Consider the following 18329-nt stretch of genomic DNA (forward strand, 5'->3'; position numbering starts at 1 on the left):
CCGCCGCCCCCTCCGCCTCCCCGGAAGTCATCGAGATCGAGCGGGCGCTCTCCCGCATCACGTACCTGAGCACCCGTGCCCGGCAGCACGACCGGCTCATGGCCCTGGCCGGAGTGCCGTTGGACCGGGCCGCCGTGGCGCTGCTGCGGCAGATCGCCGACTCCGACGCGCTCCGCCCGGGGGAGCTGGCCCAGCGGCTCGGAGTGGAGGCCTCGCACGTCACCCGTACGGTGCAGCAGCTTCAGAGGTCCGGCTATGTCACCCGGGTGCCCGACCCCGACGACGGCCGGGCCCAGCGCATCCAGCTGACCGTCGAAGGCCGCCGGGCCGTCGGCCGGATCCGGGACGCCGGCACCCGTGGCATGCAGCTGGCGCTCGCCGACTGGTCCCCGCAGGAACTGAGCCAGCTCGCCACGCTGTTCCACCGCATGGTCGACGACTTCCTCGCGTACGCCGCGGAGGACGACGCCGACCAGCAGGCCCCGGCCTCCGGCACCTGACCCGGAGCGGCCGACCCGTCTTACCGTCCAGTAATATCGCGCGGCAGGTCGTCAGAGGAGGAACCGTGTCACGGTCCGAACGCTCGTCCCTGCTGCTCGCCGGTCTGCTGGCCACCGCGGGCACCGCCCACTTCGCCGCACCACGCCAGTTCGACGCCACCGTGCCCCGGGCGCTGCCCGGCTCGCCCCGCACCTGGACCTACGCGAGCGGGGTCGCCGAGCTGGCCCTCGCGGCGGGCCTGGCCGTGCCGCGGACCAGACGGGTCGCCGCACTGGCCGCCGCCGCGTTCTTCGTCGGCGTGTTCCCGGCCAACGTGAAGATGGCCGTGGACTGGCGCAACCGCCCCACCCCGCAGAAGGCCGCCGCCCTGGGCCGCCTTCCGCTCCAGATCCCCCTCGTGCTGTGGGCCCGCAGCGTCGCCCGCGGGACGGAGGGTCGGTCATGAGTTCGACTGTCGAGGTCGGCAGCCAGGTCGAGGACTTCACGCTCCTCGACGAGACCGGCACCGCGCGCAGCCTCGTCGAGCTGCTCGCCGACGGGCCCGTCGTGCTGTTCTTCTACCCCGCAGCCCTGACCGCCGGCTGCACCGCGGAGGCCTGCCACTTCCGCGACCTCGCCGCCGAGTTCGCCGAGGCGGGCGGACGCCCGGTCGGCGTCAGCGGCGACTCCGTCGACCGGCAGCAGGAGTTCGCCGGCCGGCACACGCTCGGCATGCCCCTGCTCTCCGACCCCGACGGGAAGGTGCGGGAGCTGTTCGGCGTGAAGCGTGGGTTCTCCCTGGCCCCCACCAAGCGGGTCACCTTCGTCATCGCACAGGACCGCACCGTGCTGGAGGTCGTCCGCAGCGAGCTGCGGATGAACACCCACGCGGACCGGGCCCTGGCCGCACTGCGCGCCCACCGGGGCTGAGCGCCCGGCGGCCCGCCGGGGGTGTCCGTCCGCGGGGCCGTCCCGCGGACCGGATGCCCCACCCGGTGGGCGGCGGGTTCCAAGAGGCGTTCGAGGGGTTGCGCCGTGCTGCCGGACCCATGCGCTTGATGTGATGCGACAATCGGATCATCCTGGATGATATGGAGCATGTCGCAGCCGTGGCGGTTGTCGACGCCCGGGGTGTCGTGACCGCATGGAGCGAGGGTGCCCGATCACTGACGGGCCACACCGCCGACCAGGTCGTGGGCCGTGCCGCCCGCGAGCTGCTGGCCGAGGACCCACCGGTCGGCCCGGCGTCCTTGCCGACCGGCACCACCGGCACCGCCGTCCTGCGCCACCGCGACGGCTCCACCGTCACCCTGCGGCTCACGGCCTGTCCCGTGCTGGGCAACCGGGGCACACCCGACGGATACGTGGTGACCGCCGAGCCGGCCGGGGACGCGCGGCACCTGCTCGCGGGACAGGCCTTCCAGCAGGCCTCCATGTCGATGTCGATCTTCGACGTCCGGCAGCGCTACCTGCGCGTCAACGACGTGGCCTGCCAGGTGCTGGGCGTGCCGGAGGAGGACCTGTACGGCCGGAGTCTGCTGGACACCGTCGCGGACGCCGAGCACGAACGGGGTTTCGCGAACCATCTGCGCCAGGTGGCCGAGACGGGCCGGCCGGTGCGGTACGAGAGCTTCACGGGCGCGCCCGCGCCGAACGGGGAGCACGCCTGGACCGTCGAGATGTGGCCGGTACGGGACGCCGGGGGCGAGGTGACCGCGGTCGCCCTGGCCGCGCTCGACAGCAGCGACCAGTACTGGGCCCAGCGGCGGCTGGGCCTGCTGAACCAGGCGTCGGCCGTCATCGGCACCACCCTGGACGTGGTGCGCACCGCCGAGGAGATGGTGGAACTCCTGGTGCCGAAATACGCCGACTTCGTCAGTGTCGACCTGCTCGACTGGGTCCTGTGGGCGGACGAGCCGCCCCGGGTGCCGGACGACGCGATCGTGCTGCGCCGGGTCGCCCACGGCTCCCTCAACGAGGGCACCCCGGAGGCGGCCGTGCACCTGGGCGAGACGGACCTGTACCCGCCGTCCTGTCCGCCGGTGCGGGCCCTGCGGGAGGGGCGGGCGATCCTCAGCTGCGCGGACGACCCCGACTTCGCCCGCTGGTTCGCCGAGCGCGACGCCCGCGCCCCCGCCGGCCGCGCGTTCCGCAAGGGCGTCCACTCGCTGATCGCGGTGCCGCTGCGGGCCCGAGGGGTCACCCTGGGCGTCGCGGTGGCCGTACGCATCGCGCACCCGGACGACTACGCGGCGGAGGACGTAGTCTTCGCCGAGGAACTGGCCGGCCGGGCGGCCCTGTGCATCGACAACGCCCGCCGCTTCGCCCGCGAGCGCGCGACGGCGCTCGCCCTCCAGCACAGCCTGCTGCCGCGCGGACTGCCCGGACAGGCGGCGGTCGACGTGGCCCACCGCTACCTGCCCAGCGGGTCGGTCGCGGGCATCGGCGGCGACTGGTTCGACGTGATCCCGCTGTCCGGCTGCCGGGTCGCCCTGGTCGTCGGTGACGTCGTGGGGCACGGCATCGCCTCCTCGGCGACCATGGGCCGGCTGTGCATGGCCGTACGCACCCTCGCCGACGTGGACCTGCCGCCGGACGAGCTCCTCACCCACCTCGACGACCTGGTCGCCCACCTCGCGACCGACGACAGTGGCGGCGAGGTCGCCGAACTCGGCGCCACCTGTCTCTACGCCGTGTACGACCCCGTCACCCGCCGGCTCGCCCTGGCCTCCGCCGGCCACCCGGCCCCGGCCGTCGTGCTGCCCGACGGCACCGCACGGCTCATCGAGACGAGCCCGGGACCCCCGCTCGGGGTCGGCGGGCTGCCGTTCGAGGCGACCGAGCTGCAACTGCCCGAGGGCGCGGTCGTCGCCCTGTACACGGACGGTCTGATCGAGGACCGCCACCGGGACATCGACAGCGTCACCACCGAGCTGTGCCGTGCGCTGACCGCGCGCACCGACACGCTCGACGGTCTCTGCGACAGCGTGCTCAAGGCCGTGCTGCCCGAGGAGCCCGGCGACGACGTGGCCCTGCTGCTGGCCCGTACCCGGGCGCTGGGCGCGGACCAGGTCGCCACCTGGGCCATCTCATCGGACCCCGAGCGGGTGGCCGCCGTCCGGCAGGCCGTCACCGAGCAGCTGGGCGCCTGGGGGCTGGAGGAGACGGCGTTCGTCACCGAACTCGTCGTCAGCGAACTGGTCACCAACGCCATCCGGTACGGCCATCCGCCCATCCAGCTCAGGCTGATCAGGGACCGCGCCCTCATCTGCGAGGTCTCCGACGGCAGTTCCACCTCCCCGCATCTGCGCCGCGCCCATGCCTTCGACGAGGGCGGGCGCGGACTGCTGCTCGTCGCGCAGCTCACCCAGCGCTGGGGCAGCAGGCAGACCGGCAGCGGAAAGATCATCTGGGCCGAGCAGTCGCTGCCGCCGCGGTGATCACTCGAAGGGGCAGCCGGGGTTGGGCGCGTCCTCGGAGAACGGCGACCCGTGCGGGAGCACGTACAGCACGTCGAGGACGAGCGGGGTGTCGCCCAGGTTGCGGCCGATGTGCACGTTGCCGGCTCCGGCCGGCTCCTGGATGGTGCTGCCCGCGGGGTAGACGCCGTCGGAGGCGCAGCCGGAGTCGAAGTGGCTGAGCGTGCCCTGCTTCACGAAGCCGTAGAGCGGACCGTCGTGGTAGTGCCAGCCGGTGGCCTGGCCGGGCGGGACGGTTATCTCCCGCAGGACGTAGTCGGTGTTTCCCACGGTCCGCTCGGCGAGGAGCCGGGCCGTGACGCCGGGGCCGGCCGGGGTGGCGTGTGCGGTACCGCAGACCAGGGCGGTCGTGAGGGCGACCGCCCCGGTCATCACGGTGCGGAGCAGGGTGCGCATGGCGAGGGCCTCCTGGTGTGCGTGCACGAGCGGCGGGTGCCGCTGCGAACATAGAGGCAAAGAGGACGAGTTGGGGCCGCATTGCGCATAACTGCGGCCCCCTCGGGCGTCAGAACTCCTCGTGGACCTCGGGGTCCCCGCCCAGACGCCGTTGCGGGCGGTCCGTGACGGCCGCCATCTGGGCCGGGTCCAGGGTGAAGCCGAAGACGTCGAGGTTCTCGCGCAGCCGCTCGGGGTGGCCCGACTTGGGGATGGGCAGCGCGCCGAGCTGGGTGTGCCAGCGCAGGACGGCCTGCGCCGGGGTGACACCGAGAGCCTCGGCGACGGCGACGACGGCGGGGTCGGTCAGCACCTCGGAGCCGCGCCCCAGCGGGCTCCAGCTCTCGGTGCGGATGCCCTTGCTCTCGTGGAAGGCGCGCAGGTCGGCCTGCGGGAACAGGGGGTGCAGCTCGATCTGGTTGACGGAGGGGAGGACACCGGTCTCCCGCTCCAGGCGCCGGATGTGGTCGGCCGTGAAGTTGGAGACGCCGATCGAGCGGACCAGGCCCCGCTCCCGCAGCTCGATCATGGCTCGCCACGAGTCGACGTACCGGTCGAGCCGGGGCAGCGGCCAGTGGATGAGGTACAGGTCGACGTACTCCAGGCCGAGGCGGGCGCGGGACTCCTCGAAGGAGGCGAGCGTCTCGGCGTGTCCGTGGTGCCGCCCCGGGAGTTTCGTCGTGACGACGACCTCCTCGCGCGGGATCCCGGACGCGGCGACCCCGCGGCCCACCCCGGTCTCGTTGCGGTAGTTCGTGGCCGTGTCGACGAGCCGGTAGCCCAGTTCCAGGGCCGTGCCCACCGCGCGTTCGGCCTCGGCGTCGTCCATCGGCCAGGTGCCGAGACCCAGGGCGGGGACCGTCGTGCCGTCGTCGAGCGTGTACGTCGGAGTGCTGATCACCGTCGGACCTTCCCTCGGCTGTGTTCCGGTTCGTCCCAGCCTCGGGGACGGGGGGCGGAATGATCAACCGGGCAGGCGGGGGAGAAGCCCGATGGACGCAACGCGGATGATGTCGCCGAACCAGCGGAGTGCGCATGACGAGGGACAGCCGGACCACGGGCAACGGGACGACGAGCAGGGGGACGGGCAGCGGGACGACGGGCGGCCGGACGCCGGACGGGCCGACGCAGGGTGCCGGAGTGGAGGTGAGACCGGTCGCCGGGCACATCGGGGCCGAGATCGCGGGCGTCGACCTGGCCGACGGCCTCGACGACGCCCAGGTGGCCGCCATCCGGGCGGCCGTGCTGCGCTGGAAGGTGGTGTTCTTCCGGGGGCAGCGGCTGGACCACGCCGGGCATCTGGCGTTCGCGCGCCGGTTCGGCGAGCCGGTCGCGTCCAACCGGCGGGGGAGCGCCTCGCCCGTGGACTTCCCCCTGATCGAGACCACCGCCGACCGGCTGGAGCTGGGCGGACGGTTCGGGATGGACCACGAGGAGTGGCTGGAGCGCCGCCGGCACACCCTGCTGCGCGGCTGGCACTGCGACCACGGTGCCCGGGTCGACCCGCCGGCCGCGACGATCCTGCGCGCCGAGACCGTCCCGCCCTACGGCGGCGACACCACCTGGTCCAACCTGGCCGCCGCCTACGCCGGACTGTCCGCGCCGGTGCGGGCGTTCGTCGACGGCCTGCGGGCCGAGCACCGGCTCGGCGTCGGCTACCGGCCGCGCCCCGGTGACGACGGGTACGTGCGCCATCTGCTGGACCACCAGGTCGCGTCCGAGCATCCGCTGGTGCGGGTCCATCCGGAGACCGGGGAGCGGGTGCTGTACGTCAACGGGTACTACCTCGACCAGATCACCGACGTGTCCCGCGCGGAGAGCCGGGCGCTGCTGGACATGCTGCTGGAGCAGGCGGTCCGCCCCGAGTACACCGTCCGCTTCCGCTGGGAACCGGGCAGCGTCGCCTTCTGGGACAACCGGGCCACCGTCCACCTGGCGCCCACCGACAACGCCCACCTCGGCTTCCCCCGCACCATGCACCGGGTGATGCTCGCCGGTGACGTACCGGTCGGCACCGACGGCCGACCGTCCCGGCCGCTCGTCGGCACCGAGGCGGGCCGCTGGTGAACCGACGGCCCGCGAGCCGCCGTACGGCTCGCGGCGCCGCGCCCGGGAGACACGGGCGAACGGTTCAGCGCAGCGGTATGACGACGTCGTCCTCGACCGGCGGGTCGAGCTCCTGGGCGCGGTTGCCGGTGGCCGCGAAACAGCGCAGCCGGACCGCGTCCGGGGTGACGTCCACGCGGAGGAAGCTCTTGAAGAACGGCGGGCTGTACGTGGCCGAGCCGGGGGAGAACAGCTGGGTGTAGATCTTCCGCACCGGCAGCCGGAAGCGGGGCTTCCGGCCGGGGCGGCCGCCCGCGCCCAGCAGCCTGGCGACCAGCCGGACGCGCCGGGTGACCCTGACGTCGGGTCCCGGGGCACGGGTCGGGGCGATGCCCAGGCGTTCGGCCATGACGGCGGTCGCCTCGTCCTCGGTGAGGGTGAAGAAGCGGCGCAGGCGCAGCCGGCGGCCGTACAGACGGCTGTAGAAGGCGAGGGAGTCGCCGCGCAGCGGGTAGCAGCGGAAGTCGTGCTCGTCGACGTCCGCGACGCCGACGCGCGGGATGGTGTGCGTGGCGTGCATGAACGCCCCGCCGCCGCCCGAGACCACGTACTGCACGGTCCGGCCGTCCACGTCCACCGGATAGCGCTGGTAGTTGTGGATGTCGCCGCCGATCGCGGCCACGTAGTGGTGGGCGGGGTCGCGGACCACGTCGTCGACCGTACCGCCGCCCTCGACCGGGCAGGGGTGGTGCTCTCCGTCCACGTACAGGGGCGATCCGGTGACGAGGATCTTGGGGCGGGGACCCCGCGATACCTCGCGCAGCCACGCGCCCTGCTCGGCGTCGATCGTGCCCAGCAGACCGGTGTCGATGCCGACGATCCTCACGGGCCCGGCGTCGATCGCCCAGTAGGGGCCGGGCTGGACCGCCTGTTGACCGGCCGAGGCGCGCAACTTCCCTGCCTCGTCGAGATGTTGTCCGTCGCCGGGGCGCGGCCGGTGCCACAGCAGATGCCGCAGCCAGGCGCGGGTGAGCGGGCGGGGCGCGGGCTCGGCGGGCAGCGGCGGGACGTCGCCGCAGAAGACGCGCATGAACGCGCCGAGGTCCTCGTACCAGTCGTGGTTGCCCGGAATCGCGTAGACGGGTGCCGGGTAGTCGCGGTAGGGCCGGAAGAACTTGCCCGCGTAGTCGTCGGCGCTGCCCACGGGGTAGATCACGTCGCTGGCCACGACGGCGAAGCGGGTGTCCTGAGCGACCTTCAGGAAGCCTGGTACGACGGCGTATTGAGGTTCGTCGCCCTCTCCGGGGTCGCCGATCACCATGAAGGAGAACCGGTCCGGGTCGTCGCGCCGGACGATCCTGTCGGCGGGCGCCCCGGCCGCCGCGGCCTGTTCCGCCCAGCGGCCGCGGGTGCGGCCGGTCGGATCGCCGAACCAGGAGGCCAGCACGCCGTTGCGGGCGGCCCACAGCGTTCCGGGGTTCAGCCAGGACAACTTCTCGACCTCGGCCGGCATCAGCCGCTTGTACGTGCCGAGTTCGGCGGTGCCCCAGCCCGCGCCCGCGGCCGTGTCGCGTGAGGAGTCAGACATCCGGGCACCGTAGCAACGCTGCCGGGGTGCCTCCCCGGCGGCCCCGGCGGGGGAGCCGAACCGTGCGCGGAGGCAGTGCGGTTGGGGCGGATCGTCCGGCTCGTCCGGTGTGTTCGGGCGGGCGTCGCGCACAGAGGGATAACCCTCGATTGCCCCTTACGTAGCTGACATGGCTTGGTCAAGCCTGTCATTCTCGCCCGTATCGCTGCACAGCATGGTCACAGTTCCATGCGCGGCAACGGCCCCGCACAACTCGGCTCGTCCCGGACAGCACACCCGTCTGCCCGGTCTGTCACCGGCCGCCCCACGGCCGCAGCAGTAGGAGAACGAGTGAGACGCAACCCCCGCAAGCGGACCGCGGTAGGAGTGGCCCTGCTCTCCACCGCCGCCTTCCTCGCCGTCGGCATCCAGTCCGTCCCGGCGTCGGCAAAGCCCGCTTCCCCCCACCCCAGTCCCCTGCGCAGCGGGGGCCTCACGGCCGAGCTCACCCCGGCCCAGCACACGGCGCTGATCAAGAGCGCCGCCCTGAAGACCACCCAGACCGCCCAGAGCCTCGGCCTGGGCGCGAAGGAGAAGCTCGTCGTCAAGGACGTCGTCAAGGACAACGACGGTACCGTCCACACGCGTTACGAGCGCACCTACGACGGCCTGCCGGTCCTCGGCGGCGACCTCGTGGTGCACACCCCGCCCGCCTCGCAGGCCACCGGCACGGTGAGCACGACCTTCAACAACAAGAACGCCGTGAAGGTCTCCTCCACCACCCCGACCTTCACCAAGGCGGCGGCCGAGACCAAGGCCCTGACGGCGGCCAGGACCCTCGACGCCGAGCAGCCCGCGGCCGACAGCGCCCGCAAGGTGATCTGGGCCGCCAGCGGCACCCCGAAGCTCGCCTGGGAGACGGTGGTCTCCGGCTTCCAGGACGACGGCACGCCGAGCCGGCTGCACGTGATCACCGACGCCACCACCGGCGCGGAGCTCGGCAGCTTCCAGGACATCAAGACCGGTACCGGCAACACCCAGTACAGCGGCACCGTCACGCTGAACACCACGCTGTCGGGATCGACGTACCAGCTGACGGACTCCACCCGCGGCGGCCACAAGACGTACTCGCTGAACAACGGCACGTCCGGCACCGGCACGCTGATGACGGACTCCGACGACGTCTGGGGCACCGGCTCGGGTTCCAACACCCAGACCGCCGGCGCCGACGCCGCCTACGGCGCCCAGATGACCTGGGACTTCTACAAGAACACCTTCGGGCGCAGCGGCATCAAGAACAACGGTGTCGCCGCCTACTCGCGCGTCCACTACAGCACGGCGTACGTCAACGCCTTCTGGGACGACAGCTGCTTCTGCATGACCTACGGCGATGGCACCAGCAGCACCCACGCGCTGACCTCGCTCGACGTCGCGGGCCACGAGATGAGCCACGGTGTCACCTCCAACACCGCGGGCCTGAACTACACCGGTGAGTCCGGCGGCCTGAACGAGGCGACCTCCGACATCTTCGGCACCGGCGTGGAGTTCTACGCCAACAACTCGACCGACGTGGGCGACTACCTCATCGGCGAGAAGATCGACATCAACGGCGACGGCACCCCGCTGCGCTACATGGACAAGCCGTCCAAGGACGGGTCGTCCGCCGACTCCTGGTACTCCGGCGTCGGCAACCTGGACGTCCACTACTCCTCGGGCCCGGCGAACCACATGTTCTACCTGCTCTCCGAGGGCAGCGGCTCCAAGACCATCAACGGTGTCACGTACAACAGCCCGACCTCCGACGGTGTCGCCGTCGCGGGCATCGGCCGCGCCGCCGCCCTCCAGATCTGGTACAAGGCGCTGACGACGTACATGACGTCCAGCACCAACTACGCGAGCGCCCGCACCGCCGCGCTGAACGCCGCGACCGCGCTGTACGGCGCGAGCTCCACCCAGTACGCGGGTGTGGCCAACGCGTTCGCCGGCATCAACGTCGGCAGCCACGTCACCCCGCCGAGCAGCGGTGTGACCGTCACCAACCCGGGCAGCCAGTCCTCCACCGTCGGTACCGCTGTGAGCCTCCAGATCGCTGCCAGCAGCACCAACAGCGGCTCGCTCACGTACTCCGCGAGCGGCCTGCCCACCGGTCTGTCGATCAACAGCTCCACCGGCGCGATCACCGGGACGCCGACCACCGCCGGGACGTACAGCACCACGGTGACCGTCACGGACAGCACCGGCGCGACCGGCACGGCGTCCTTCACCTGGACCGTCAGCTCCTCCGGTGGCGGCGGCACCTGCACCTCGACGCAGCTGCTGGGCAACCCGGGCTTCGAGTCCGGCAACACCACCTGGACCGCGAGCAGCGGAGTCATCACCAACTCCAGCAGCCAGGCGGCCCACGGGGGCTCGTACAAGGCCTGGATGGACGGCTACGGCTCCACGCACACCGACACGCTCTCGCAGTCGGTGACCATCCCCAGCGGCTGCAAGGCCTCGTTCACCTTCTACCTGCACATCGACACCGCCGAGACCACCACCAGCACGCAGTACGACAAGCTGACGGTCACCGCCGGTTCGACCACGCTGGCCACGTACTCCAACCTCAACGCGGCCACGGGGTACACCCAGAAGACCTTCGACCTGTCCTCGTTCGCCGGCTCCACCGTGAGCATCAAGTTCAGCGGTGTCGAGGACTCCTCCCTCCAGACCAGCTTCGTCGTGGACGACACCGCCGTCACGACCAGCTGACCCTCCACCGCACGAACGACATCCCGCACGCGGGCTCCCTCCGCGTGCGGGATGTCTTTGTTCGCCGGGCGGGCCAGCCCGGGGGCCGGCGCCGGATCAGAAGGTGCGCTCCAGCAGGTCGAGCAGCGCCGCCCAGTGCCGCTCGTCGCCCTCCTTCTGGTACGAGGCGGTGTCGGCCTGCGTGTACCCGTGCGGGGCGCCGGGGTAGACCTCGCAGCGGTGCCGGACACCGGCGGCCGTCAGCGCCTGCTCGAACCGCTCGATCTGCTCCTCGGGCAGCGACGGGTCGTTGTCGGCGTGCCCGAAGTACAGCTCGGCGGTGATGTGTTCGGCGGCCAGATGGGGGCTGTCCGGCGCGTCGGTCGCCAGCCGTCCGCCGTGGAATCCGGCCGCGGCCGCGACCCGCTCCGGGTAGGCGCCGGCCGTGTGCAGCGCCAGCCGGGCGCCCATGCAGTAGCCGGTGATCGCGACCGGTCCGTCGGCCACCAGCGGGCTGTCGGCCAGCCACCGCAGATAGGCGTCGGCGTCGCATACGGAGAGTTCCGGCGTCAGCGCCTGCATGACCGGGACGATCTGGTCCCAGATCTGGGGGCGGGCCTCCGGGTCGATGAACTCGGGCAGATCGAAGACGGGGGTGCGACCGTGCCGGTAGAACACGTTGGGCACCAGCACCGTGTAACCGGCCGCGGCCAGCCGGTCGGCCATCGACCGCAGGTGCGGCCGCAGCCCGAAGGCGTCCTGGTAGAGCAGGACACCCGGCCGGGGGAGCCCGTCCGCCGGATGGGCCAGGTAGGCGTCGGCGATGCCGTCCTCGGTGGGGACGTCCACGGCTGTTCCCTGTACGGGGGTCATGGGTCTGCCTCTCTGCGCGGTCGACGGCGGGCAACCGAAGCCTGTCCTGGGCGGCCCGGTGTCCCGGGCCGTGATCATGTTCTCACGCACCGTCCGCCCGGCCGTGAACTGGCCCCGGCGGAAGCTCACTTGGAACCCCCGCCGGACCCGGTGGGCTCACTCGAACCGGGTGACGTCACCGGCCCCGTACCGTACGATCTCCGCCTCGCCGCCGGAGAAGTCGACGACCGTCGTCGGCTCGGTGCCGCAGTCCCCGGAGTCCACCACGCCGTCCAGGACGTGATCCAGCCGGTCCTTGATCTCCCAGCCCTGGGTCATCGGCTCGTCCTCGCCCGGCAGCAGCAGCGTGCTGGACAGCAGCGGCTCGCCGAGCTCGGCGAGCAGCGCGTGGGTGACGGCATGGTCGGGAATGCGTACGCCGACGGTCTTCTTCTTCGGGTGCTGCAACATGCGCGGCACCTCCTTCGTCGCCGGCAGGATGAACGTGTACCTGCCCGGGGTCGACGCCTTGACCGCCCGGAACACGTCGTTGTCCACCCGCACGAACTGGCCGAGCTGCGCGAAGTCCTGGCAGACGAGGGTGAAGTGGTGCCGGTCGTCCAGGCCGCGGATGGACCGGATCCGGTCGATGCCGTCGCGGCTGCCCAGCCAGCAGCCGAGCGCGTAGCAGGAGTCGGTCGGGTACGCGATCAGCGCGCCCGCGCGGATGCTCTCGGCGACCTGGGAAATGGTGCGCGGCTGCGGGTTGTCGGGGTGTACGTCGTAGTACTTCGCCATTGCACGAGCTTATGCCGAGCGAGGCGGGTCGCCGCGCAGGCGGAACCGGGCAGGGGCCGGCGGGCGGCGCACCGTGGCGGCGGGCCACGCCCCCGGCGGTGTGCCGCGCACGCGGCCCTGTCAGCGCCGGCCGGTCGTGAGGTAACGTCGCCGACCAGGAAACCTGAGGTCAGCGGCGGTGAGAAGGGAGGACGGCATGACGGAGGGCGACACCTCGAGATGGGCGCGGGAGCTCCTCGAACTGCTGCGTCCCGCAGCCCATGACGTCCGCAAGGTCGTCGACTGGCTCGCCGCCACGGTGGACGCGACCGTGTCCCTGCGGGACGACACCGGCGCCCAGCTCGCCGGGCCCGACCCCCGACCCGAGGAGCCCCGACCCGGCGCGTCCCGCCCCGGCGAGTCCCTGCCCGACGCGTCGCTGGCCGCCGACGTCGTCGCCGGCCGTATCGCCTCCGCCGCCTGGCAGGGCCGAGGGCGCCATCTGCGGCTGGTCAGGATCGAACTCCAGCGCGGGGCCTCGGCCGGTCTGCTGACGGTGGAACGCGCCACCCCCTTCGACCGGCGCGCCTCCGAGATCGTCACCCACACCGCCGCCGTCCTCGAAGTGCTGCTGCGGGCCCGCCGGACGACCACGACCGGACGCCGGCTCCAGCGCGCCGCCGCCGATCTGCGGCTGGCCATCCTGCAACTGCTCATGGTGGAGGACACCGTCTCGGCGCGCCGGGTCGCCGCGGGCCTGTGGCCCGGCCTGCTCGACACCGACACGGCCGACGTCTACGTCGTCGAGGGCCGCACCGAGGAGCGAGACGAACTCGCCGAGCGGTGCGTGGAGGCGACCGGCGAGCAGGCCCTGGTCGTGCGCTGCCCCGCCATGGACGCCCACGTCATCGTCGTCACCCCCCGCGAGGCCACCGGCGAGGACCTGCGCGCACTGATCGCCGACCGCGCCGACACCTACCTCGGCGGCAGCACCCGGCAGAACCTCGCGTGCACCGCCACCGCCTACGGACAGGCGGTCAGCGCCCTCGCCGTCGCCCGCTTCCGCCCGGACCGCACCGCGGTGTACGCCGAGCGCACCCATCCCGGACGGCTGATGGACCCGGCCGCGCTGCGGGCCTGGACCTCGGCCCTGCTGCGCCCGCTCGACACGCTCGCCCACCACACCAGCGCCGAACTGCTCGCCACCACCCGGCTCGGGCTGGAGTTCACGGCCGTCAACGCGGCCAAGATCCTCGGCGTCAGCCGCAACACCGTCCGCGCCCGGATGGAACGCGTGGAATCCCTGCTGGGCACGGACTTCTCCGCGCTCACCGTCCGGGCCGCCGTCCACCTGGCACTGAACACCCAGGTCGGCCTCCCGGCGGACGGGACCGCCGTGCGACCGGCCCCCGCCCGCCTGGACGACCTGCTCGGCGGACCCGCGCTGCGCACCTGGGCCCAGGACCTGCTGGGCCGGCTGGACACCGACGCCCGCGACCTGCGCGGCAGCCTGCGCGCCTGGCTCGCCGCGGGCGGCAACGCGGAACGGGCCGCGCAGCAGATCGGCGTACACGCCCAGACCGTACGGGAGCACGTCCGCAGCGCCGAGCCGGTACTCGAACGCCGGCTGCTGACCGCGGGCAGCGATCTGTACGAGGTCGTCCTGGCCCACCTGGTCACCGCGGACCTCGACCGGCCGGCCCTCGGCCCGCCGCCTCGACCGGAGGAAACGGGCCATCCGGGCGCACTTGTGCACAGGTGAGTCCCGCGAGCCGCCCACCGGGCACGCCCGCGATTCACAACCCGTACCTCATCCACATAGGTTCGGGGAGTCGCCGGGGCGCGACCGGAACGGGGGACCGGTCGGCCCCGGCGTCTCACCGAGGGCCTCGGGAGCTCCGAGCTCTCAGCCGTGCAGCCGGACCGGGATCCGCTGCCAGCCGAAGGCGATGAACGACGGCACCTGGCGCAGCTCCTCGGCGTCGACGTCGAGCGCCAGGCCGGGGAAGCGGTCGAACAGCGCGGGCAGCGCGGTCAGCGCCTCCATCCGGGCCAGCGGCGCGCCGATGCAGCGGTGCACCCCGATACCGAACGCCAGATGATCGTCGGCGCCGCGCGAGGCGTCGAAGGTGTCCGCGTCGGGCCCGTAGTGCGCGGGGTCCAGACCCGCGGCCGCGTACGTGGTGATGATCGCGTCCCCGGCCGGGATCGTCACGTCGCCGACCTTCAGGTCCTCGACGGCGAACCGCAGCGGCAGCGAGGCGATCGACGGGTGCACCCGCAGCGTCTCGTCGACGACCGCGTCCCAGCCGATCTCGCCCGCCCGCACCGCCGCGAGCTGCCGGGGGTCCTTCAGCAGGGCGACCACCGCGTTGCCGATGAGGTTCACGGTCGTCTCGAAGCCCGCCCCGATCACCAGCAGCAGGGTGTAGAGCAGTTCCTCGCCGGAGAGCCGGTCGCCGTCCTCGTCCCGCACCCGGATCAGCTCGGTCGTCAGGTCGTCGCCGGGGTGCTCGCTGCGGTGCGCGATGAGCGAGCCCAGGACCGTGCCGATCTGCTCCTGCACGAAGGCGGCGTGCTCCGGAGTCGGGTCGGAGGTGTCCATGATGGCCGCGATGAGCCGGGCGGTGGCGTCCCGCAACTCCTCCGGCACACCGAACAGTTCGCAGATGATGCGCAGCGGCAGCGGGTGCGCGAACCCCTCCTTCACATCGACGGGCCCGCCGTCCTTGCCGGCCTCGGCCAGCGCGTCGAGGAGTTCCGTCGTGACCGCCTCGACCCGGGGACGCAGCGCCTCGGTGCGCCGGTGGGTGAAGCTCGGCGCCACCAGCCTGCGCAGCCGGGTGTGGTCGCCGCCGTAGGTGGAGAGCATGTTGACCACGCCCACCCAGCCCAGGATCCAGCCCCAGGCGGGGTGCTCGCCGACCTCGGGCCACAGCCGCCAGTGCAGCCGCGGGTCCTTGCTGACCCGAGGGTCGAGGATCAGCTCCTTGAGGGTGTCGTAGCCGGTCGGCGCCCAGGCGGGGATGGAGCCGGGCAGCTCCACGGGCACGATCGGGCCGAGAGCGCGCAGCCGCGCGCTCTCGGCCGGGATGTCGGTGCCGAACGGGTCGAGGGCGACACGGTCGGTGACGCTCATGCGGGGTCTCCTGGCTGGTCGGGGGAGCGGGGGCTGAAACGGACGGGCAGCGCGGTCAGCGAGCGGTGGAAGGGACCGGGCCGCCAGCTCAGGCGCTCGCGGGCGAGCACGGGTTCCACGTCGGGCAGCCACTGGGTGAGCCGCTCGATCGCCTCGGTCACGATGAGCAGAGTGTGCTGCCGTACCGGGCAGGTGTGCGGTCCGGCGCCCCAGGAGAGGTGCGAGGCGTCGTTCGGGCGGCGCTCGGAGGTCACCTCGCGCTCGGCGAAGCGGCCGAGCGCCCCGTAGGAGACGACCACCGGTACCGCGGCCCGGATCCACGCCCCGTGGAACTCCAGCGGCTCGACCGCGTAGTAGATGCCGTAGTTGGCCAGGGGCGTCTCGTGGTGCAGCACCTCCAGGACCGCGTCCATGACCGGCCGGGCCCCGCTGGTGAGGGTGGAGTAGTAGAGGGGGTTGCCGAGGATCCTGGACAGCGCGTTGGACACCAGGTTCGCGGTCGGCTCGAAGCCGGCGCCGAGGGTGAGGAACACCTGCCAGGTCACCTCCTCCGCGGTCAGCCCGGCCGGATGGTCCAGCAGTCGGCTGGGCAGGTCGTCGCCGCGCCGCTCGGCCTTGGCCGCGATGAGCTCCAGGACGTACTGCGCGAACTCGGCCTCCCCCTCGCCCGCCTGGTCGCCGCCCTCCATCATCTTGCCCAGGCCCCGGTTCAGCCGGTCGCCCTGGCTGTCCGGCAGACCGAACAGGTTGTTGAAGATCAGCGCCATCAGCGGCCGCGAGAAGTCCGCCACCAGATCGGCCCGGCCGGCCGGCCCGAACCGGCTCACCAGCACGTTCACCGCGCGGTGCACCCGGGCGCGCAGGTCGTGCGGTTCGACGTCGTCGAAGACGTCGATGAGCGTGGTGCGGTAGCGGACATGGTCGGCGCCGTCGGCGAACAGCGCGTTGGGCCGCCACCGCATCATGCCGAGCACGGGCGAGTCGTCCGGGACCGTGTCCTCCCACGGCCGGGGGTCGTGCGAGAAGGCCTCGGTGTCGCGCAGCACCTCCAGCGCGGCCTGCCGCTCGGTGACGATGTACGCCGGTACGCCCGGCGCGAGTTCGCCCCAGCCGACCGGTCCCTGGGCGCGCAGCGCGGCGTAGTAGCGGTCGGGATCACGGGCGAAGCCCTCCTCCCACAGCCGTACGGGCGCGGAGCGGGAGAAGGCCTCTTGGGCGGGGGGCAGGGTGGTCACCGGTTCTCCGGGGGGTCGCGGTCGATCAGGTGCTCGACCAGGGCGAGCAGTGCGTCGAGGGAGGAGTTCGCGTCCCGCGCGTCGCACGTCACCATCGGGGTGCCCGGCTCCAGGTCCAGGGCGGCGCGCAGCTGCTCGGGGGTGTGGTGGCGCGGGGCGTCGGGAAAGGCGTTGAAGGCGACCGCGTACGGGAGCCCGGTCTCCTCCACCAGCCCCAGCACGTCGAACGACGCGTCGATCCGCCGGCTGTCGACCAGCACCAGTGCGCCCAGCGCCCCGTACGCGATGTCGTCCCACAGCGAGCGGAACCGCTCCTGCCCGGGTGTGCCGAACAGGTACAGCACGACCCCGCCCGGCAGGCTGATCCGGCCGAAGTCGATGGCGACGGTGGTGGTCGCCTTCTCCCGTACCCCGTCGAGGTCGTCCACCTGCTCGGACGCCTGGGTGAGGTGCTCCTCGGTGTGCAGCGGCCGGATCTCCGACACCGAGTCGATGAGGGTCGTCTTGCCCACCCCGAAGGGACCCGCGACCAGGATCTTCACCAGGTCGCGGGCGGTGTCGGGCAGGTGGATGCCACTAGTGCTTGAGGGCGCGGAGGCCATCGGCCACTCTCTTCAACAGGTCGGGTTCGAACCGGTCGGCGGTCGGGATCGGCGCGCGGGCGAGCACCAAGCCCCGGTCGAGGAGTGCGGCCGTGAGCACCCGCACCGCGGAGACCGGCAGGCGCAGCAGCGCGGCCGCCTCCACCACCGTCAGCGATCCGTCCTCCAGGACGTCCAGCAGGGCGAGTTGAGCCGCCGTCAGATCCTCGGGCGCGGGCTCTCCGCTGCCGGTGAGCACCGACAGCCGCTCCAGATGGGGTCGGCTGGGCCGCGCCACCCCGCCGGTCGACAGGTACGCGGGAACCAGGGGACGGCCGCCTGGGCGGCCGGTCATGTCGGCGCGCCGCCGTCGGTCCCCCGGGGCGCGGCGGCCATCGTCTTCTCGCCGAGGCGGGCCACCTGGGAGTGGACCCGGTGGCCGAGCAGGTCGAGCCGGGCCTCCGGGTCGCCGTACGCCGCCACACAGGTGCCGTGGTCCGTGGGCACGATCAGTACGTAGCCGTGGTCGGACTCGATGACGACCTGGCGCACCTCGGCCCGGTCCCGGTCGGCGAACGCCGCCGCGGCGGTCCGGCAGGCCCCCTGCACGGTGCTGGTGATGGCGGCCACCCGCTCCGCCGACGGCCGGGACAGCGCGTCGGTGTATCCCTTGACGAGTCCGTCCCTGGTCAGCAGCACGGCGGCCACCACGTGCGGTACCTGAAGGATCGGCTCCAGGACCCATGCCATGTCACCCGTGTCGCGGCTGGTCATCGAGCCGTTCCTCCTTCGTGGTCGGTCTTGTCGGTGTCGCCGGCGCCGTCCTGCGCGGGCAGGCGCGCGGCGACGGGTTCGGACTCGGGTTCCGGTATGGATTCGAGTACGGGCTCGGGTACGGAGTCCGGGGCGGCGTCGGGGTCCGCGGTGGCCGCGGAGCGGGCCGCGGCGGTGGCGGACTGGAGCGCGCCGAGCGCCGCGGCGGCCTCCTCGGGGCCTGTCTCTTATACA

Annotated in this window: 17 protein-coding genes; 7 read left to right on the top strand and 10 right to left on the bottom strand. The window is 72.7% G+C overall.

Going from position 1 to position 18329, the window contains the following annotated elements; genetic code table 11:
• The 4 genes from FNH09_RS33930 to FNH09_RS33945 all read left to right on the top strand — a co-directional run.
• A partial coding sequence (locus FNH09_RS33930; protein ID WP_152893740.1) for a MarR family winged helix-turn-helix transcriptional regulator occupies positions 1-500 on the top strand: 500 nt, incomplete at its 5' end.
• A gap of 65 nt (positions 501-565) precedes the next feature.
• Positions 566-946: a DoxX family protein gene (locus FNH09_RS33935; RefSeq protein ID WP_162469509.1), complete on the top strand. Its 381-nt coding sequence runs from the start codon at positions 566-568 to the stop codon at positions 944-946.
• Positions 943-1410 carry a peroxiredoxin gene (locus tag FNH09_RS33940; protein ID WP_152893741.1) on the top strand — a complete coding sequence of 156 codons (468 nt, stop codon included), beginning with the start codon at positions 943-945 and terminating at the stop codon, positions 1408-1410. The genes FNH09_RS33935 and FNH09_RS33940 overlap by 4 nt, the downstream gene beginning before the upstream one ends.
• A gap of 161 nt (positions 1411-1571) precedes the next feature.
• On the top strand, positions 1572-3920 hold the full coding sequence (locus FNH09_RS33945; protein ID WP_152893742.1) for an ATP-binding SpoIIE family protein phosphatase: 2349 nt from the start codon (positions 1572-1574) through the stop codon (positions 3918-3920).
• On the opposite strand, the gene FNH09_RS33950 is transcribed toward FNH09_RS33945, so the two are convergent.
• Both FNH09_RS33950 and FNH09_RS33955 read right to left on the bottom strand, forming a co-directional pair.
• Positions 3921-4355, bottom strand: a complete 435-nt coding sequence (locus FNH09_RS33950; RefSeq protein WP_152893743.1) for a cupin domain-containing protein — start codon at positions 4353-4355, stop codon at positions 3921-3923. It abuts the gene before it with no gap.
• Between the two features lie 109 nt (positions 4356-4464).
• The gene (locus FNH09_RS33955) at positions 4465-5295 is read right to left on the bottom strand and encodes an aldo/keto reductase (RefSeq protein WP_162469510.1); all 831 of its coding nucleotides are present in this window, start codon (positions 5293-5295) and stop codon (positions 4465-4467) included.
• A gap of 134 nt (positions 5296-5429) precedes the next feature.
• On the opposite strand from FNH09_RS33955, the gene FNH09_RS33960 reads away from it, so the two are divergent.
• Positions 5430-6461, top strand: coding sequence for a TauD/TfdA dioxygenase family protein (locus FNH09_RS33960; RefSeq protein WP_152893745.1), 1032 nt, complete (start codon positions 5430-5432; stop codon positions 6459-6461).
• 64 nt (positions 6462-6525) lie between these two features.
• On the opposite strand, the gene FNH09_RS33965 is transcribed toward FNH09_RS33960, so the two are convergent.
• Complete coding sequence (locus FNH09_RS33965) at positions 6526-8028, bottom strand: metallophosphoesterase family protein (protein WP_152893746.1); 1503 nt, start codon at positions 8026-8028, stop codon at positions 6526-6528.
• 330 nt (positions 8029-8358) lie between these two features.
• Between FNH09_RS33965 and FNH09_RS33970 the strand changes: the two genes are divergently transcribed.
• Complete coding sequence (locus tag FNH09_RS33970; protein ID WP_338017770.1) at positions 8359-10758, top strand: M4 family metallopeptidase; 2400 nt, start codon at positions 8359-8361, stop codon at positions 10756-10758.
• 96 nt (positions 10759-10854) lie between these two features.
• Here the strand turns inward: FNH09_RS33970 and FNH09_RS33975 are convergent, their stop codons facing one another.
• Positions 10855-11610: a dienelactone hydrolase family protein gene (locus tag FNH09_RS33975; RefSeq protein ID WP_152893748.1), complete on the bottom strand. Its 756-nt coding sequence runs from the start codon at positions 11608-11610 to the stop codon at positions 10855-10857.
• 156 nt (positions 11611-11766) lie between these two features.
• Positions 11767-12387 carry an L-threonylcarbamoyladenylate synthase gene (locus FNH09_RS33980; RefSeq protein ID WP_152893749.1) on the bottom strand — a complete coding sequence of 207 codons (621 nt, stop codon included), beginning with the start codon at positions 12385-12387 and terminating at the stop codon, positions 11767-11769.
• Positions 12388-12583: 196 nt separating this feature from the next.
• On the opposite strand from FNH09_RS33980, the gene FNH09_RS33985 reads away from it, so the two are divergent.
• A complete protein-coding gene (locus FNH09_RS33985; RefSeq protein WP_152893750.1) occupies positions 12584-14128 on the top strand; it encodes a helix-turn-helix domain-containing protein in 1545 nt (514 codons plus the stop codon).
• A gap of 144 nt (positions 14129-14272) precedes the next feature.
• Here the strand turns inward: FNH09_RS33985 and FNH09_RS33990 are convergent, their stop codons facing one another.
• From FNH09_RS33990 to FNH09_RS34010, 5 genes are read right to left on the bottom strand one after another with little or no spacing between them, the layout of a single operon-like run.
• On the bottom strand, positions 14273-15505 hold the full coding sequence (locus tag FNH09_RS33990; RefSeq protein ID WP_152893751.1) for a cytochrome P450 family protein: 1233 nt from the start codon (positions 15503-15505) through the stop codon (positions 14273-14275).
• On the bottom strand, positions 15502-16740 hold the full coding sequence (locus FNH09_RS33995; RefSeq protein WP_162469511.1) for a cytochrome P450 family protein: 1239 nt from the start codon (positions 16738-16740) through the stop codon (positions 15502-15504). The genes FNH09_RS33990 and FNH09_RS33995 overlap by 4 nt, the downstream gene beginning before the upstream one ends.
• Positions 16737-17342 carry a GTP-binding protein gene (locus FNH09_RS34000; RefSeq protein ID WP_152893752.1) on the bottom strand — a complete coding sequence of 202 codons (606 nt, stop codon included), beginning with the start codon at positions 17340-17342 and terminating at the stop codon, positions 16737-16739. Before FNH09_RS34000 ends, FNH09_RS33995 begins: the two co-directional genes overlap by 4 nt.
• Complete coding sequence (locus FNH09_RS34005; RefSeq protein ID WP_152893753.1) at positions 17317-17676, bottom strand: DUF742 domain-containing protein; 360 nt, start codon at positions 17674-17676, stop codon at positions 17317-17319. The genes FNH09_RS34000 and FNH09_RS34005 overlap by 26 nt, the downstream gene beginning before the upstream one ends.
• Positions 17673-18095: a roadblock/LC7 domain-containing protein gene (locus tag FNH09_RS34010; RefSeq protein ID WP_152893754.1), complete on the bottom strand. Its 423-nt coding sequence runs from the start codon at positions 18093-18095 to the stop codon at positions 17673-17675. The genes FNH09_RS34005 and FNH09_RS34010 overlap by 4 nt, the downstream gene beginning before the upstream one ends.
• Positions 18096-18329 lie beyond the last annotated feature (234 nt).

The organism is Streptomyces adustus (genome assembly GCF_009377175.1).
Classification (GTDB): Bacteria; Actinomycetota; Actinomycetes; order Streptomycetales; family Streptomycetaceae; genus Streptomyces; species Streptomyces adustus.

Bases quoted from the DNA above. Each gene is read 5' to 3' on its own strand.
- FNH09_RS34010 (WP_152893754.1), bottom strand. From the start codon at position 18,095: ATGACCAGCCGCGACACGGGTGACATGGCATGGGTCCTGGAGCCGATC.
- FNH09_RS33960 (WP_152893745.1), top strand. From the start codon at position 5,430: ATGACGAGGGACAGCCGGACCACGGGCAACGGGACGACGAGCAGGGGG.
- FNH09_RS34005 (WP_152893753.1), bottom strand. From the start codon at position 17,676: ATGACCGGCCGCCCAGGCGGCCGTCCCCTGGTTCCCGCGTACCTGTCG.
- FNH09_RS33950 (WP_152893743.1), bottom strand. From the start codon at position 4,355: ATGCGCACCCTGCTCCGCACCGTGATGACCGGGGCGGTCGCCCTCACG.
- FNH09_RS33975 (WP_152893748.1), bottom strand. From the start codon at position 11,610: ATGACCCCCGTACAGGGAACAGCCGTGGACGTCCCCACCGAGGACGGC.
- FNH09_RS33985 (WP_152893750.1), top strand. From the start codon at position 12,584: ATGACGGAGGGCGACACCTCGAGATGGGCGCGGGAGCTCCTCGAACTG.
- FNH09_RS33940 (WP_152893741.1), top strand. From the start codon at position 943: ATGAGTTCGACTGTCGAGGTCGGCAGCCAGGTCGAGGACTTCACGCTC.
- FNH09_RS33965 (WP_152893746.1), bottom strand. From the start codon at position 8,028: ATGTCTGACTCCTCACGCGACACGGCCGCGGGCGCGGGCTGGGGCACC.
- FNH09_RS33990 (WP_152893751.1), bottom strand. From the start codon at position 15,505: ATGAGCGTCACCGACCGTGTCGCCCTCGACCCGTTCGGCACCGACATC.
- FNH09_RS34000 (WP_152893752.1), bottom strand. From the start codon at position 17,342: ATGGCCTCCGCGCCCTCAAGCACTAGTGGCATCCACCTGCCCGACACC.
- FNH09_RS33980 (WP_152893749.1), bottom strand. From the start codon at position 12,387: ATGGCGAAGTACTACGACGTACACCCCGACAACCCGCAGCCGCGCACC.
- FNH09_RS33945 (WP_152893742.1), top strand. From the start codon at position 1,572: ATGGAGCATGTCGCAGCCGTGGCGGTTGTCGACGCCCGGGGTGTCGTG.